Here is a 15,288-nt window from a genome sequence, read left to right as displayed (position 1 = left end):
TAGAGAAAAAAGATAAGTGATTTCGCCCCATTATGGAGTAAACGGTAGTTGCTCGTAGTTGTAGAGTGGAAATCGCAAAGATAGCAGGGGTAAGTCGATTAGCTCGTGTAGAAATGTCAAAGATAGCAGAACAAAGTCAATTAGCTCGTACATCCAAAAAGAAAATACCAAAGATAGCAGAACAAAGCCGATTTCCTCGTACATCCAACGTGAAAACCACAAAGCTAGCAGAGCAAAAACAACTCACTCGAAAAAGAGGACCCCAAAAATACCTTTCAGTCAAGATAAGCTGTGTGTTCTTTTAACGTAAAATAGGAATTCATCAAAAATAGTAAAACTTGTTAATTATCGTACGATTGAGGTTTATTACTCTAGGTAAAGTAGAAGATGAAAACAACCACTTTTTTGTGTAGCTCAATCACAGCTTAACAAAAAGTAAAACTTATTTTCATTGATTTCCTTTTTTACTAAATAATTCGTCTATAATAAATGCTAAAACAACCATAAGCTTCCTCTTATTGAATTTAAAATTCTTGTTTATTCCAACTTTGCGCAGGAGATACTATCCATTAACAGCAAGAAAATGTTCAGGAGGGAATAGGATGAGTTGGACGGGAATTGCATTGTTTGTACAGCTATTTTTTGGGATTGTTATTGGGCTTTATTTTTGGAACTTACTTAAAAACCAACGTACTCAAAAAGTCTCTATTGATAGAGAGTCTCGTAAAGAAATGGATCAATTAAAGAAGATGAGGTCAATTAAACTGTCAGAACCTCTGTCAGAGAAAGTTAGGCCAGCGACCTTTGATGATATTGTAGGTCAAGAAGATGGCATAAAATCACTTAAAGCGGCACTTTGTGGACCAAATCCCCAGCATGTCATCATTTATGGGCCTCCTGGAGTAGGTAAAACAGCTGCAGCCAGATTAGTATTAGAAGAAGCAAAGAAAAATCAAAAATCACCATTTAAACCATCCTCCGTCTTTATTGAACTAGATGCGACAACCGCTCGTTTTGATGAGAGAGGAATTGCAGATCCACTTATTGGATCTGTACATGATCCCATTTATCAAGGGGCAGGAGCGATGGGGCAGGCAGGAATCCCACAACCAAAACAAGGAGCAGTCACAAATGCCCATGGTGGGGTCTTGTTTATAGATGAAATTGGAGAGTTACATTCTATTCAGATGAATAAGTTGTTAAAAGTGTTGGAAGATCGCAAAGTATACCTCGAAAGCGCTTATTATAATGAGGAAAATATGCAAATTCCTTCTCATATACATGATATCTTTAAAAATGGTTTACCGGCAGATTTTCGGTTAGTGGGTGCCACTACAAGAACACCTAACGAATTGCCTCCAGCTATTCGTTCCCGTTGTATGGAAGTGTTTTTCCGGGAATTAACAGAAGAAGAAATCGCAGAAGTTGCTAAAAAAGCAGCTGATAAAGTGAACTTAAAAATAAGTGAACAAGCTTTACAAACATTAGCATCTTATGCAAGAAACGGTCGTGAATCAGTCAACTTAGTACAAACGACAGCGAGTCTAGCAATACAAGAAGAGCGCGATTATATTAAGGACGAAGATGTCGAGTGGGTGATCCAATCAAGTCAGTTAGTGCCGAGAATGGAAAGAAAAATCGGAGAAACAGCAAAGGTTGGTTTAGTTAATGGCTTGGCTGTTCATGGACCTAATTCTGGTGCTTTATTAGAGATTGAAGTTACTGTGATTCCTGCTAAAGAAAAAGGATCAATTAATATTACAGGAATTGTAGAAGAAGAAAGTATTGGCGGACAAGGAAAATCGATTCGAAGAAAGAGTATGGCACGTGGCTCAATTGAGAATGTGATTACAGTTCTTCGCTCAATGGGCGTACCTGCAGATGATTATGATATTCATGTGAACTTCCCTGGTGGTGTACCGATTGATGGCCCATCTGCTGGGATTGCAATGGCTACAGGTATATATTCAGCTATTTATAAACATCCGATAGACAATACAGTGGCAATGACAGGAGAAATTAGTATTCATGGTGCCGTTAAGCCTATTGGCGGCGTATATCCAAAAGTAAAAGCTGCTAAAAAAGCTGGAGCAAAAACCGTTATTATCCCTGAAGAGAATATGCAATCGATATTAAATGAAGTGGAAGGAATTCATATTGTTACCGTTAAAACGTTGAATGAGGTGTTCGAGTGCGCCCTCCACAAAGAATATCAACATGAAAAGCCGTTAATTTCACCACTAGATGCGTCAACGATTGATCTTGCTAAAAAGGAAAGTATGTAAGGTAATAACTTCGGCAACAACTGCCGGAGTTTTTATTCCTTTCGTTTTAAAGTCCTATAAATAGGGAATGAAATAAGTAATTGTCAAGCGAGAAATGAAGAAAACAAACAAAACGGTTGTACTTTTTAACTCTTTTAGCAAAGGAACTAGATTAAAAAAGTCGACACTGTGAAGTAAATAAGATAAAATTGTACAAAGAAAATGAATTGAAATCTTGATACATATGCATTTTGGAGGTGCAAGTATATGACGAATAAGAAAGAGATCATCGTCCCCCTCCTGCCGCTTCGAGGTTTGCTCGTTTATCCTACAATGGTCCTGCACTTAGATGTAGGTCGTGATAAATCAGTACAAGCACTTGAAAAAGCAATGGTAGATGACCATTTAATCTTTTTAACAACACAAAAGGACATTTCTATAGATGAGCCTGACAGCAATGAATTATATCATTTAGGTACTCTTACTCGGGTAAAACAAATGCTCAAATTGCCAAATGGTACGATTCGTGTACTAGTAGAAGGACTTAAACGTGCAAAAATAGCAGAGGTTTTAGATGATGAAGACTATTTTTCAGTAAAAGTGGAAGCATTCGAAGAGCCTGAATCTCGCGATGTAGAAGACCAAGCATTAATGCGTACTCTTTTAAGTCATTTTGAACAATACATAAAAGTATCTAAAAAAATATCAACAGAAACATTTACATCTGTTACAGATATTGAAGAACCCGGTCGTTTAGCTGATATTATTGCTTCTCATCTTCCTTTAAAACTTAAAGAGAAACAGGAAATCTTGGAGACGATTAATATAAAAGATCGTTTGAATCGTGTGATCAGCATTATTCATAACGAAAAAGAAGTGCTTAATTTAGAAAAGAAAATCGGTAATCGGGTAAAGAAATCGATGGAAAGAACGCAGAAAGAATATTATTTGCGTGAACAGATGAAAGCCATTCAAACCGAATTAGGCGATAAAGAAGGTAAAACAGGAGAAATTGCAGATTTAAAAGCGAAAATCACAGAAGCAAATATGCCTAGTAATGTAGAAAATACTGCATTAAAAGAGTTAAATCGTTACGAAAAGGTTCCTTCTAGTTCGGCAGAGAGCTCTGTTATTCGTAATTATATCGATTGGTTATTAGCTATACCTTGGTCTAAAGAAACGGTCGATGATTTAAACATCAACAAAGCAGAGAAAATCCTTGATCGAGATCATTATGGTTTAGAGAAAGTAAAAGAGAGAGTGCTTGAGTATTTGGCGGTTCAACAGTTAACGAACTCTTTAAAAGGCCCTATCCTCTGTCTCGTTGGACCTCCGGGTGTAGGGAAAACAAGTCTCGCGAAATCAATCGCCTCCTCACTCAACCGTAATTTTGTCCGGGTATCTTTAGGCGGTGTCCGTGATGAATCAGAAATTCGCGGCCATCGAAGAACATATGTTGGTGCAATGCCTGGTAGAGTGATCCAGGGAATGAAAAAAGCAGGAACAGTCAATCCAGTATTTTTATTAGATGAGATTGATAAAATGTCTAATGATTTTCGTGGTGACCCTTCATCAGCAATGCTTGAAGTATTAGATCCTGAGCAAAATCATAACTTCAGTGATCACTATATTGAAGAGACGTATGATTTATCGAAGGTTATGTTCATTGCTACGGCTAACAATTTAAGTACAATTCCAGGACCATTATTAGATCGCATGGAAGTTATTTCAATTGCTGGTTATACAGAACATGAGAAGCTTCATATTGCCAAGGACCATCTTCTGCCAAAACAAATTAAAGAGCATGGTCTTTCGAAATCTCAATTGCAAGTGAGAGATGATGCTGTTCAAGGTGTTGTCCGTTATTATACAAGAGAAGCTGGTGTTAGGAGTTTAGAACGTCAACTGGCTAGTATTTGTAGAAAAACGGCAAAAATTATTGTATCAGAGACGAAAAAAAGAGTTGTAGTTACGGCGAAATCCCTTGAAGATTTCTTAGGTAAGAAACGTTTTAGATACGGCCAAGCGGAATTAGAGGATCAAGTCGGTATCGCTACAGGACTTGCTTATACAACTGTAGGCGGAGATACACTTCAAATCGAAGTCTCTTTATCAAAAGGTAAAGGCAAGTTAGTCTTAACTGGTAAACTTGGTGATGTGATGAAAGAATCCGCTCAAGCAGCTTTTAGTTATGTGCGTTCAAATGCGAAGGAATTAGGGATTGATGAGAATTTTCATGAGAAATTCGATATTCATATTCATGTTCCAGAAGGGGCTGTCCCTAAAGATGGTCCATCTGCAGGAATCACAATGACTACTGCACTTGTTTCAGCATTAACCGGTGTACCAATTAGAAGAGAAGTAGGAATGACAGGTGAAGTAACGTTGCGTGGTCGTGTCTTACCTATCGGGGGATTAAAGGAGAAATCACTAAGTGCTCATCGAGCGGGATTAACGAAAATTATCTTACCGAAAGATAATGAAAAGGATATAGATGATATTCCAGAATCGATTCGTGAGGAACTTTCATTTGTGCTTGTATCCCATGTAGATGAAGTGCTTAAAGCAGCGTTAGTAGACGGGGTGGAACAATGAAGGTTGTAAGTTCAGATATTGTCATCAGTGCCGTAAAGCCTGAGCAATATCCAGATGTAGAATTACCAGAATTCGCATTAGCAGGTCGATCGAATGTAGGGAAATCTTCTTTTATTAATAAAATGTTGAATCGTAAAGGATTAGCAAGAATATCTTCTAAGCCTGGTAAAACGCAAACATTAAACTTTTATCTTATTAATGAAATCTTACATTTTGTTGATGTACCAGGATATGGCTATGCAAAAGTGTCAAAAAAAGAAAGGGAAGCATGGGGGAAAATGATTGAGACATACCTCACTTCTCGAGATCAATTACGAGCGGTTGTTCTGATTGTGGATTTAAGACATCAGCCTACTAAAGATGATGTTATGATGTATGAATTCCTTAAACATTATGAGATTCCTTGTATCATTATTGCCACAAAAGCCGATAAAGTGCCAAAATCAAAATGGCAGAAACATATTAAAGTGACGAGAGAAACCCTTGATGTTGACCCTAGTGACTCCCTTATCTTATTCTCTTCAGAAACAGGAAAAGGGAAAGAGGAAGCATGGGCTGTTATTAAAGGATTGATGTAATCGGGTTCAAGGTTAAAATCAAACAAACATTTAAAAAGGCGAACAAACCGGACAAAGCCGGATTTGTTCGCTTTTTTTTGTTAAAGATTTAATTCGCTATATCTTTCATCTTGGTAGTATTAATGGTTATCAAAATAAGTTAAAAGTTAATCATTTTTTGAGAAGTTTACGTTTATTTTTCTGAATTTAGGGAAATTAGACTATGTACGTGAATTTCGGTTTACATAATTTCACTTGTGAATCAAGTGAGCCCTTTTCCCGCTATACTTAGTAATAGAGATGATATAGGAGGATACATGTTTAATAAGGAGGATAGAGTATAAGAGGGATGTGTGAGACTTTCTTACAGTTTTATATCTCAAAATATCATAAAATATGAATTTTGAGAATAATTTGTAAGAGTGGTAAGGTTGATAGCGTATATGAAAAAAGAACATACAAGGGGGATATTTTACTAGTGAAAAAGATACTTAAAGGAATGATTGTTGCTGCATCTGTAGCTGTATTAGCTGCATGTGGCTCAAATGAAGAAGCGAGTAGTGGAGGAATGGATTTAGCAGAGGAAGGGAAATTCACTTATGCTTCATCGGGAGAATTTAATCCATTTAGTGTAACGCAAGATGATGGTTCAATGACAGGTTTCGACATTGAAGTAGCAGAAGCAGTTGCAAAAGAGCTAGGACTAGAACCAGTGCAGCAAAAATTTAAATTCGGTGGAATTGTTGAAGGTGTAAAATCAGGACGTTTTGATGCCGCTGTTGCTAGTCATACAATAACAGAGGAAAGATTACAAGCTGTTGATTTCTCGATTCCTTACTACTATTCAGGCCCACAAATTTATGTGAGACCGGATAGTGATGTAGAAACATTAGAAGATTTAGAGGGTCTTGAAGTAGCTGTAGCTAAAGGAACAACGTATCAAAAAACAGTATCAGAAGTTACAGATAATATTAAGTTTTATGATAGCGATGTCGTAGCACTCGAGGCTTTATCTAGTGGAAAGCATGATGCTGTAATTACCGATTTTGTTACAGGTAAAGAAGCGATCGGTGCGGGTATGAATATTGAGGGAAAACAGCTTTTAGAAAAAAGTGAGCAAGCGATTGCTGTAGCCAAAGACAATGACGAGCTACTTGAAAAAATTAACGATGCATTAGAGAAGCTTCATGAAGATGGAACCTTGACTGAAATTAGCAAGGAATATATCGGCGAAGATATTACTGTAGAATCAGAAGAATAATTTTCTGTTGGCGAATGCATCTCCGTTTATTGCGTGTGCATTCGCCTCTTCTATCTAAAGAGAAAATACATTTTACCTTAAGGAGGAAATATGGACATACTAACAACGTTTGTTGACACCTTCCCAATGTTTTTTGAGGGAATGCTCCTAACTTTTCAATTAACAATAGTCTCAATTTTTATTGCTATTTTTATCGGTCTCTTTTTTGCAATGTTAAAGATATCTAAAGTGAAAGTATTAGAGTGGGTTGCGGACCTCTATATCTTCTTAGTCAGAGGAACACCTCTCGTTGTGCAAATTTTTATCTTTTATTTCGGTTTAACTTCATTAAATATTTCCGGTTTTTGGTCCGTTGTTTTAGGTTTAGCCTTCCATAATGGTGCCTATATTGCAGAGATTTTTAGAGGAGCCATTCAATCTATTGAAAGTGGTCAAATGGAGGCAGGTCGATCCCTAGGGATGAGTGCAGGCTTAACAATGCGAAGAATTATTTTACCACAAGCAAGCAGACGTGCTTTGCCACCACTCGGGAACCAATTTATTATCGCGTTAAAGGATTCTTCACTAGCTTCGTTTGTAGGTGTCTATGAGCTCTTTAATATTGCCACAACACAAGGATCAATCAATTATGATTATATGACTTACTTATTGATTGTTGCCGTCTATTATTTAGTGCTTGTTCTTCTATTTACAGTTATTGTGAACCTTGTTGAGAAGAAAATGTCTAATAGTGAGCGATAGAAAGGGATGAATGTAGATGAGTGAATCAGTTATGATTAGTATAGAGAAATTAAATAAGTCTTTTGGTGATCTTCATGTATTAAAAGATATTGATTTTACAGTAAAAGAAAGCGATGTTGTTTGTCTAATAGGTGCCAGTGGTTCTGGTAAAAGCACATTACTAAGATGTCTTAACTTTCTAGAATTAAAAGATAGTGGAACAATTACATTAGAGGGTGAAGTAATAGAAAAGGACTCTCATGACTTAAATGAAATTAGACAGAGAGTTGGAATGGTGTTTCAGCACTTTCATCTTTTCCCTCATAAAACAGTCATACAAAATATAATGGAAGCACCGATGCAAGTGAAAAAATTATCGAAAAAGGAAGCAGAGGAACAAGCGTTAGTACTCTTAGATAAAGTTGGCTTATCGGATAAGAAAGATGTTTATCCATCTAAACTATCGGGTGGTCAAAAGCAGCGTGTTGCCATTGCGAGGGCATTAGCGATGAAGCCGGATGTAATGCTGTTTGATGAACCAACTTCTGCACTAGACCCAGAATTAGTTGGTGAAGTGTTAGCAACAATGAAAGAACTTGCTGAAGAAGGAATGACGATGATTGTCGTCACGCATGAAATGGGATTTGCGCGGGAAGTAGCAGATTGGGCAGTGTATATGCATGATGGTAAAATCGTTGAAGTCGGTCATCCTGAAGAGTTATTTAATCATCCAAAGGAAGAAAGAACGAAAAGCTTCCTAGATTCTGTTCTTTAAAAAGAGTTAATAATTAAAACGAAAAAACGAACATTTTCTTTGCAGATATGTTCGTTTTTTCAATGGAAGTTTCTAATAGATTATTTTCTTTTAATGAGGAAAAAGAGGCCAATGATAATAAAAATAGCAGGCCAGAATTTCGTTATGTATGAAATGATCTCACCGTAGCTACCTGCATATTGCGAAATTTTTTCATAAAATAATAAAGTAATGGCTAATACTAACATAAGAAACCCTTGCAAGAGGCCGTTGCCTGTTTTTAAGTAATATAATAAAAAGGCAAGGGCAATAATAAGGACAAAGGCACCAATATGATTAGGCCATATGCTTAAACGATCAACAATGATGAAATGTAAACCAAACCCAAAGAGAATCACACCGGGAAATATAGCATTATATTCTTTACCGCTATATGCTTGGATTAAAAAGGCCAAACCTGTAATAGCTAGTAATACTGGCCAGGTCAATAACGATTGTAAACTCTCAACCTGTAATTGCTGGATGAGAAAGAAACAGCCGTAGCCTACTAAGATAATACCGGCAAATAGTCGTTGACTTTTCATTTATTCACCACTTTCAGTTAGGTACACTTGAATATTAGGCAGATTTTTGGTATTGTACATAGTGGAGTGTTTATGATAATAAATATCAAATTATAATAGTTCTAAAGTAATCATATACTACTCAAATATCATATCATATGTGTTCATACTCTGTTCACATTTTTTCGAAAAAGCTTGTAAAGATAATGTTATAATATATGTATGTAATTATGCAATTTTTTTGGGGGGTCTACTAAAAATGCATATCGTGGTCGTTGGTCTAAATTATAAAACAGCCCCTGTGGAAATTAGAGAGAGATTAACATTCGATCCTTCTCAATTGGGTGAAGCAATGCAAGCATTGCAACAAAAGAAAAGCATCTTGGAAAATGTAATTCTATCCACATGTAATCGGACCGAAATTTATGCGGTTGTTGATCAACTGCATACAGGAAGATATTATATTAAAGAATTTTTAGCCGATTGGTTTCAAATAGATCAAAATGAATTTTCGCCCTTTCTTTTTATTTATGAACATGATGGTGCGATAGAGCATTTATTTAAAGTCGGTAGTGGATTAAACTCAATGGTTCTAGGAGAAACTCAAATTTTGGGCCAAGTTCGCTCTAGCTTTTTGCAAGCGCAAGTTGAACATACAACTGGAACAATTTTCAATCAATTATTTAAGCAGTCCATTACATTTGCTAAAAAAGCACATTCCGAAACAGATATTGGTGCAAATGCTGTATCTGTCAGTTATGCTGCAGTTGAGCTTGCTAAGAAAATATTCGGTCTAATTACGAATAAGCAAGTACTTATTCTTGGAGCAGGTAAAATGGGCGAATTAGCGATACAACATCTTCATGCAAATGGTGCGAATGTTACGGTTATTAATCGTACTTTTGAGAAAGCGAAAAATTTAGCACACCGCTATGAAGGGCAAGCGAAATTAATGCAAGAATTACAATGTGCATTAGTGGAAGCCGATATCGTGATTTCTTCTACAGGTGCAAACAGTTATATGATTACAAAAGAGATGATGGCAGATGTAGAAAGATTGCGGAAAGGTAAGCCATTATTTATGGTCGATATTGCTGTTCCACGTGATTTAGATCCAGCACTCGCTGATTTAGATAGCGTTTTCTTATATGATATTGATGATCTAGAAGGTATTGTTGAAGCGAATTTGCAAGAACGTAAAAAAGCAGCGGCGAAAATTCAATTATTAATCGAAGGAGAAATCGTTGAATTTAAACAATGGCTTAAACTTCTAGGTGTTGTACCTGTCATCTCTGCTTTAAGAGAGAAAGCTCTTGCTATTCAGGCTGACACAATGAAAAGTTTGGAAAGAAAGCTTCCTAACCTAACAGAACGTGAAAGAAAAGTGGTTAGCAAGCACACGAAGAGTATTGTGAACCAAATGTTGAAAGACCCTGTATTACAAGCAAAAGAATTGGCAGGACATAAAAATGCTGATAAAGCATTAGAATTGTTCGTGAAAATATTTAATATAGAAGATCTTGTTGTCCAGCAAATCGAAAAACAAGAACAACCAAAATCAGATCGTGTAAAGGTGCAACAGACATCCTTTCAATCATAAAAAGGGGTACTGTCCATGTTTGATATCTATATGGCACGCCTGCATGAATTTACTGTCGTTCTTTATGCAGCGAGTGTACTTCTCTACTTTATTGACTTTTTAGCAAGTAACCGGAAGGCCAATCGTGTCGCCTTCTGGTTACTTGCATTTGTATGGGGATTACAGACGGTATTCTTATTACTCTATATGTGGAATACGGGTAGATTCCCTGTATTAACGATATTTGAAGGTTTATACTTCTACGCATGGGTACTTATTACATTTTCTTTAATTATTAATCGCATTATGAAAGTCGATTTTATCGTTTTCTTCACAAATGTACTTGGTTTTTTTATTATGGCTTTACATACATTTGCTCCTATTGAGATTGAATCAGATGTGCTGGCGAATCAATTGATGTCTGAGCTCCTCTTTTTTCATATTATTGGTGCGATTCTCTCATATGGTGCTTTTTCATTGTCATTTGTATTTGCTCTTTTATATTTGATTCAATATGATTTGTTGAAGAGGAAAAAGTGGGGTTCAAGGCTTATTCGAATTGCGAATTTATCACAACTAGAAAAAATGTCTTATCTATTTGCTAGTATAGGGGTGCCTATGTTAGTGATTAGTTTAATATTAGGGATACAATGGGCTTATATGAAATTACCAAATATGGTATGGTTGGATTCAAAAGTGCTTGGTTCCTTATTGGTACTCATTTTGTATAGTATTTACTTATATTTAAAGGTTGGCAGAGGAATGAGTGGTAAATCACTTGCTACTTGGAATGTGGCTGCTTTCCTTGTTGTATTAATTAATTTTTTCTTATTTGGAAGGTTATCGTCTTTCCATTTCTGGTATGAATAAGAAAAGGAATATGTTTTTAAAGAATAGGGAGGCTGTCATGAGAAAAATAATTGTCGGTTCAAGAAGAAGTAAGCTTGCGTTAACACAAACGAATTGGGTGATTGATCAGTTACGCCGTTTGAATCCTGCAGTTGATTTTGAAGTAAAAGAAATTGTGACAAAAGGAGATAAAATCCTGGATGTTACCCTTTCAAAGGTAGGAGGAAAAGGCCTATTCGTTAAAGAAATAGAACAAGCGATGTTAGATAAGGAAATTGACATGGCTGTACATAGTATGAAGGACATGCCAGCTGTCTTACCTGAAGGATTGACCATTGGTTGTATTCCGGAAAGAGAAGACTATCGAGATGCACTTATTTCCAAAGGCCATGTGAAATTAGCTGACTTAAAACCAGGTGCAATTGTCGGGACAAGTAGTTTAAGAAGAGGTTCACAAATTTTGGCTAAAAGACCAGATTTGGAAATTAAATGGATAAGAGGGAATATTGATACACGTCTTGCTAAACTAGAAACAGAAGAATATGATGCCATTATTCTTGCTGCTGCCGGCCTATCAAGAATGGGATGGACGAAGGAGATCGTTACAGAATTTATTGATCCAGATATTTGTTTACCAGCTGTTGGTCAAGGTGCACTCTCTATTGAATGTAGAGAAGATGATCATGAACTAAGAAGGCTTTTAGATGCATTCACTTGTGAGGAAACGAAAAGAACAGTGCTTGCCGAGCGTGCATTTCTTCATAAAATGGAGGGCGGTTGCCAAGTGCCGATTGCAGGCTTTGCACGTTTAACTGAGAATGGTGAAGTAAGTTTGACTGGTTTAGTTGGTTCTCCAGATGGTCGTACGATTTATAAAGATATGGTTGTTGGTGATGATCCTGAGACAATAGGGTATCAAGTAGCAGAAAACTTATCGGAATTAGGTGCAAAAGCATTAATTGATGCTGTCAAAGAGGAGTTAGACGAAGGATGATTCATGAGGACAGTGCCTTACATGGAATGTCTGTCCTTATTCCCCGAAGTAAAGATCAATCGGAGGCTAGTGGTGATTTGGTCAGATCCCTTGGTGGACATCCAGTAATTATCCCATTAATTTCGTTTAGAGAAACAACAGAAGCCCATTCTTTAAAAACCCATGATTTCACACAATACCAATGGATTATTTTCACAAGCAGTGTGTCAGTTGAGGTGTTTTTTACATATGTGTCACAGAAGACAAACTTACCGAAGTTGGCCGTTATAGGAAAGAAAACAGCTGAAAAGTTATCACAATATGACTTGAAAGCTGATTTCATACCAACGGAATTTGTGGCTGAAACTTTTACCCTTGAATTTTTAGCAATTTTAGGGGATGAACAAAATATATTCTTGCCTAAGGGCAACTTGGCCCGAGATTATATTAAGCAAAAGCTTATGGAAGCAAAGCATAGAGTGACTGAACGAATCGTTTATGAAAATTTTTTTCCTGATGAGAGTAAACAATTATTAACGGGTCGCTTATTGAATGATGGCATTGATATACTATTATTTACCAGCCCATCAACGATTGATCACTTTATGGAAATCGTAGAGGGTCATGATTTGAAGAATCAAATAAGGAAGAGTATCATCGGTTGTATAGGACCAATAGCTGCAAAAAGAGCAGAATTTTACGGTTTGAAGGTACATGCTGTACCAACTATATATACATTTAAACATTTAATTAAGGAAGTAGTAAAAGTCATTTCTTAATCAAGTTGGAGGTAGTACAATGGATAGTCAATTTAATCGTCATCGCCGTTTACGTCGGACAGCTAATATGCGCAATTTGGTAAGAGAAACACATCTACATGTGGAGGATTTTATTTATCCAATTTTTGTTGCAGAAGGACAAGACATAAAAAAAGAAATTCCTTCTATGCCAGGCATTTATAATTTATCATTAGACCATTTAACTGAAGAGATGGATGAGGTTGTATCTCTAGGTATCCAATCTGTTTTATTATTTGGTGTTCCTCTTGAAAAGGATGCTTGTGGTACGCAGGCGTATCATGAACATGGAATTGTCCAAGAAGCAACAAGATTAATCAAGGAAAAGTATCCAGAAATTTTGGTCGTTGCAGATACTTGTCTTTGTGAGTATACTGACCATGGTCATTGTGGTTTGATTGAAAATGGCGAAATATTAAATGACGCTTCATTAGAATTACTTGTGCAAACAGCAATTAGTCAAGCAAAAGCAGGCGCAGATATTATTGCTCCTTCTAATATGATGGATGGATTTACAATCGCTATTCGTGAGGGCCTTGATGAGGCAGGCTTTGAACATATACCTGTTATGTCTTATGCAGTGAAATATGCGTCTGCTTTTTACGGACCATTTAGGGATGCTGCTGGCAGTACACCACAATTTGGTGATCGGAAATCATACCAAATGGACCCTGCAAACCGCTTAGAAGCAATGAGAGAGGCAGAATCAGATTTAATGGAAGGTGCAGACTTCCTCATTGTAAAGCCTGGGATGCCTTATCTTGATATTGTTCGCGATGTGAAAAACAATATTAATTTACCACTTGTTACTTATAATGTAAGTGGCGAATACTCGATGGTAAAGGCCGCTGCACAAAATGGCTGGATTGACGAAGAAAGAATCGTGCTTGAGATGTTAACAGGGATGAAAAGAGCTGGTAGTGATTTAATTATTACTTATCATGCAAAAGATGCTGCCAAATGGATGAACTCACACAAATAAGAAAAGAGGGATGTTTATGCGTTCATATGAAAAGTCACAAGCCGCATTTAAAGAAGCAGTTAAATTGATGCCTGGTGGAGTAAACTCCCCAGTGCGTGCTTTTAAATCGGTTGATATGGATCCGATTTTTATGGAGAAGGGCCAAGGGTCAAAAATCTATGATATTGATGGTAATGAATATATTGATTATGTCCTTTCATGGGGACCACTGATTTTAGGACATGCTAATGAAAAAGTTGTTTCTGCGGTGAAGGAAGTTGCCGAAAATGGCACAAGCTTCGGGGCGCCAACGTTGATTGAAAATGAATTAGCACAGCTCGTCATCGATCGTGTTCCTTCAATTGATGTGATTCGTATGGTTTCATCAGGTACAGAAGCAACGATGAGTGCATTAAGATTAGCTAGAGGTTTCACAGGACGCAATAAAATAGTTAAATTTGAAGGCTGTTATCACGGTCATGGAGATTCTCTCTTAATTAAAGCCGGTTCTGGTGTAGCTACACTTGGATTGCCTGATAGTCCTGGTGTGCCTGAAGGTATTGCAAAGAATACGATTACAGTTCCATACAATGATCTTGAAGGTGTTAAATACGCTTTTGAACAATTTGGTGAAGATATCGCTGCCATCATTGTTGAACCTGTTGCTGGTAATATGGGAGTTGTCCCACCAGTAGAAGGATTTTTACAAGGGTTACGTGATGTGACAACTGAATACGGTGCCCTTCTTATTTTTGATGAGGTAATGACAGGTTTCCGTGTTGATTATAACTGTGCCCAAGGTTTCTTCGGCGTTTCACCTGATTTAACTTGCTTAGGAAAAGTAATAGGTGGTGGACTGCCTGTTGGTGCTTACGGTGGTAAACGAGAAATTATGGAGCAGGTTGCACCAAGTGGCCCCATTTATCAGGCAGGTACATTATCAGGGAACCCGCTTGCGATGGCTGCCGGTTATGCAACATTAAGTCAATTAACACCGGATACGTATGCTAACTTTATTAAGAAAGCTGATAAACTCGAATTAGGCTTGAGAACAGCAGCAGAAAAATATGAGATTCCACATACAATTAACCGGGCAGGATCGATGATTGGACTATTTTTTACAAATGAAGATGTCATTAATTATGATCAAGCGAGAACGTCTAATCTTGACTTCTTTGCCTCTTATTATCGTGAAATGGCGCTTCAAGGCGTATTCCTTCCACCATCACAATTTGAAGGTTTATTCCTGTCTACAGCATTAACGGATAAAGATATTGATCAAACAATTGCCGCAGCAGAAAAGGCTTTTGCGAAATTGAAATAAGTTTTTAGCGAACAATTCCATTCCGGAATTTGTTCGCTTTTTTATTCTCGATCGAAAGATGCCAATCTTTTTGAGAGAGGGGCAAAGAGAA

The 15,288-nt window shown here is 36.9% G+C and carries 14 protein-coding genes; 13 read left to right on the top strand and 1 reads right to left on the bottom strand.

Going from position 1 to position 15,288, the window contains the following annotated elements:
* Positions 1–65 precede the first annotated feature (65 nt).
* From MHI57_RS08420 to MHI57_RS08390, 7 genes are all read left to right on the top strand, one after another.
* Positions 66–305 (top strand): hypothetical protein, encoded by a 240-nt coding sequence (locus MHI57_RS08420; protein WP_340975801.1) that lies wholly within the window; start codon positions 66–68, stop codon positions 303–305.
* Positions 306–602: 297 nt separating this feature from the next.
* Positions 603–2,285, top strand: coding sequence for an ATP-dependent protease LonB (lonB, locus tag MHI57_RS08415; protein WP_095372369.1), 1,683 nt, complete (start codon positions 603–605; stop codon positions 2,283–2,285).
* Positions 2,286–2,531: 246 nt separating this feature from the next.
* The gene (lon, locus tag MHI57_RS08410; RefSeq protein WP_340975799.1) at positions 2,532–4,859 is read left to right on the top strand and encodes an endopeptidase La; all 2,328 of its coding nucleotides are present in this window, start codon (positions 2,532–2,534) and stop codon (positions 4,857–4,859) included.
* Positions 4,856–5,437, top strand: a complete 582-nt coding sequence (gene yihA / locus MHI57_RS08405) for a ribosome biogenesis GTP-binding protein YihA/YsxC (RefSeq protein WP_322909646.1) — start codon at positions 4,856–4,858, stop codon at positions 5,435–5,437. The genes lon and yihA overlap by 4 nt, the downstream gene beginning before the upstream one ends.
* Before the next feature lie 457 nt (positions 5,438–5,894).
* Positions 5,895–6,677, top strand: coding sequence for a transporter substrate-binding domain-containing protein (locus tag MHI57_RS08400; RefSeq protein ID WP_095372372.1), 783 nt, complete (start codon positions 5,895–5,897; stop codon positions 6,675–6,677).
* Between the two features lie 90 nt (positions 6,678–6,767).
* The gene (locus tag MHI57_RS08395) at positions 6,768–7,418 is read left to right on the top strand and encodes an amino acid ABC transporter permease (RefSeq protein ID WP_095372373.1); all 651 of its coding nucleotides are present in this window, start codon (positions 6,768–6,770) and stop codon (positions 7,416–7,418) included.
* Between the two features lie 16 nt (positions 7,419–7,434).
* Entirely contained in the window at positions 7,435–8,172 is a 738-nt protein-coding gene (locus tag MHI57_RS08390) for an amino acid ABC transporter ATP-binding protein (protein ID WP_307312704.1), read from the top strand.
* An 80-nt stretch (positions 8,173–8,252) separates the two neighbouring features.
* On the opposite strand, the gene MHI57_RS08385 is transcribed toward MHI57_RS08390, so the two are convergent.
* Entirely contained in the window at positions 8,253–8,735 is a 483-nt protein-coding gene (locus tag MHI57_RS08385; protein ID WP_095372375.1) for a LiaI-LiaF-like domain-containing protein, read from the bottom strand.
* Between the two features lie 238 nt (positions 8,736–8,973).
* Between MHI57_RS08385 and hemA the strand changes: the two genes are divergently transcribed.
* The 6 genes from hemA to hemL are packed head-to-tail and all read left to right on the top strand — an operon-like array spanning position 8,974 to position 15,197.
* A complete protein-coding gene (gene hemA / locus MHI57_RS08380; protein ID WP_322909645.1) occupies positions 8,974–10,314 on the top strand; it encodes a glutamyl-tRNA reductase in 1,341 nt (446 codons plus the stop codon).
* A gap of 15 nt (positions 10,315–10,329) precedes the next feature.
* Entirely contained in the window at positions 10,330–11,163 is an 834-nt protein-coding gene (locus tag MHI57_RS08375) for a cytochrome C assembly family protein (protein WP_095372377.1), read from the top strand.
* Positions 11,164–11,200: 37 nt separating this feature from the next.
* Positions 11,201–12,136 carry a hydroxymethylbilane synthase gene (gene hemC / locus MHI57_RS08370; RefSeq protein ID WP_095372378.1) on the top strand — a complete coding sequence of 312 codons (936 nt, stop codon included), beginning with the start codon at positions 11,201–11,203 and terminating at the stop codon, positions 12,134–12,136.
* Complete coding sequence (locus tag MHI57_RS08365) at positions 12,133–12,894, top strand: uroporphyrinogen-III synthase (protein WP_322909643.1); 762 nt, start codon at positions 12,133–12,135, stop codon at positions 12,892–12,894. The genes hemC and MHI57_RS08365 overlap by 4 nt, the downstream gene beginning before the upstream one ends.
* 19 nt (positions 12,895–12,913) lie before the next feature.
* Positions 12,914–13,894 carry a porphobilinogen synthase gene (hemB, locus tag MHI57_RS08360; protein WP_095372380.1) on the top strand — a complete coding sequence of 327 codons (981 nt, stop codon included), beginning with the start codon at positions 12,914–12,916 and terminating at the stop codon, positions 13,892–13,894.
* Between the two features lie 16 nt (positions 13,895–13,910).
* The gene (gene hemL / locus MHI57_RS08355; protein WP_340975785.1) at positions 13,911–15,197 is read left to right on the top strand and encodes a glutamate-1-semialdehyde 2,1-aminomutase; all 1,287 of its coding nucleotides are present in this window, start codon (positions 13,911–13,913) and stop codon (positions 15,195–15,197) included.
* The last annotated feature ends 91 nt before the right edge of the window (positions 15,198–15,288 follow it).

Source organism: Cytobacillus sp. FSL K6-0129, from assembly GCF_038007625.1.
In the GTDB taxonomy this organism is placed as follows: domain Bacteria; phylum Bacillota; class Bacilli; order Bacillales; family Cytobacillaceae; genus Cytobacillus; species Cytobacillus kochii.
The sequence above is the reverse complement of the archived record's forward strand: the minus strand, read 5'-3'. Positions and strand labels throughout refer to the sequence as shown.

Bases quoted from the DNA above. Each gene is read 5' to 3' on its own strand.
- lonB (WP_095372369.1), top strand. From the start codon at position 603: ATGAGTTGGACGGGAATTGCATTGTTTGTACAGCTATTTTTTGGGATT.
- lon (WP_340975799.1), top strand. From the start codon at position 2,532: ATGACGAATAAGAAAGAGATCATCGTCCCCCTCCTGCCGCTTCGAGGT.
- yihA (WP_322909646.1), top strand. From the start codon at position 4,856: ATGAAGGTTGTAAGTTCAGATATTGTCATCAGTGCCGTAAAGCCTGAG.
- MHI57_RS08395 (WP_095372373.1), top strand. From the start codon at position 6,768: ATGGACATACTAACAACGTTTGTTGACACCTTCCCAATGTTTTTTGAG.
- MHI57_RS08390 (WP_307312704.1), top strand. From the start codon at position 7,435: ATGAGTGAATCAGTTATGATTAGTATAGAGAAATTAAATAAGTCTTTT.
- MHI57_RS08385 (WP_095372375.1), bottom strand. From the start codon at position 8,735: ATGAAAAGTCAACGACTATTTGCCGGTATTATCTTAGTAGGCTACGGC.
- hemA (WP_322909645.1), top strand. From the start codon at position 8,974: ATGCATATCGTGGTCGTTGGTCTAAATTATAAAACAGCCCCTGTGGAA.
- MHI57_RS08375 (WP_095372377.1), top strand. From the start codon at position 10,330: ATGTTTGATATCTATATGGCACGCCTGCATGAATTTACTGTCGTTCTT.
- hemC (WP_095372378.1), top strand. From the start codon at position 11,201: ATGAGAAAAATAATTGTCGGTTCAAGAAGAAGTAAGCTTGCGTTAACA.
- MHI57_RS08365 (WP_322909643.1), top strand. From the start codon at position 12,133: ATGATTCATGAGGACAGTGCCTTACATGGAATGTCTGTCCTTATTCCC.
- hemB (WP_095372380.1), top strand. From the start codon at position 12,914: ATGGATAGTCAATTTAATCGTCATCGCCGTTTACGTCGGACAGCTAAT.
- hemL (WP_340975785.1), top strand. From the start codon at position 13,911: ATGCGTTCATATGAAAAGTCACAAGCCGCATTTAAAGAAGCAGTTAAA.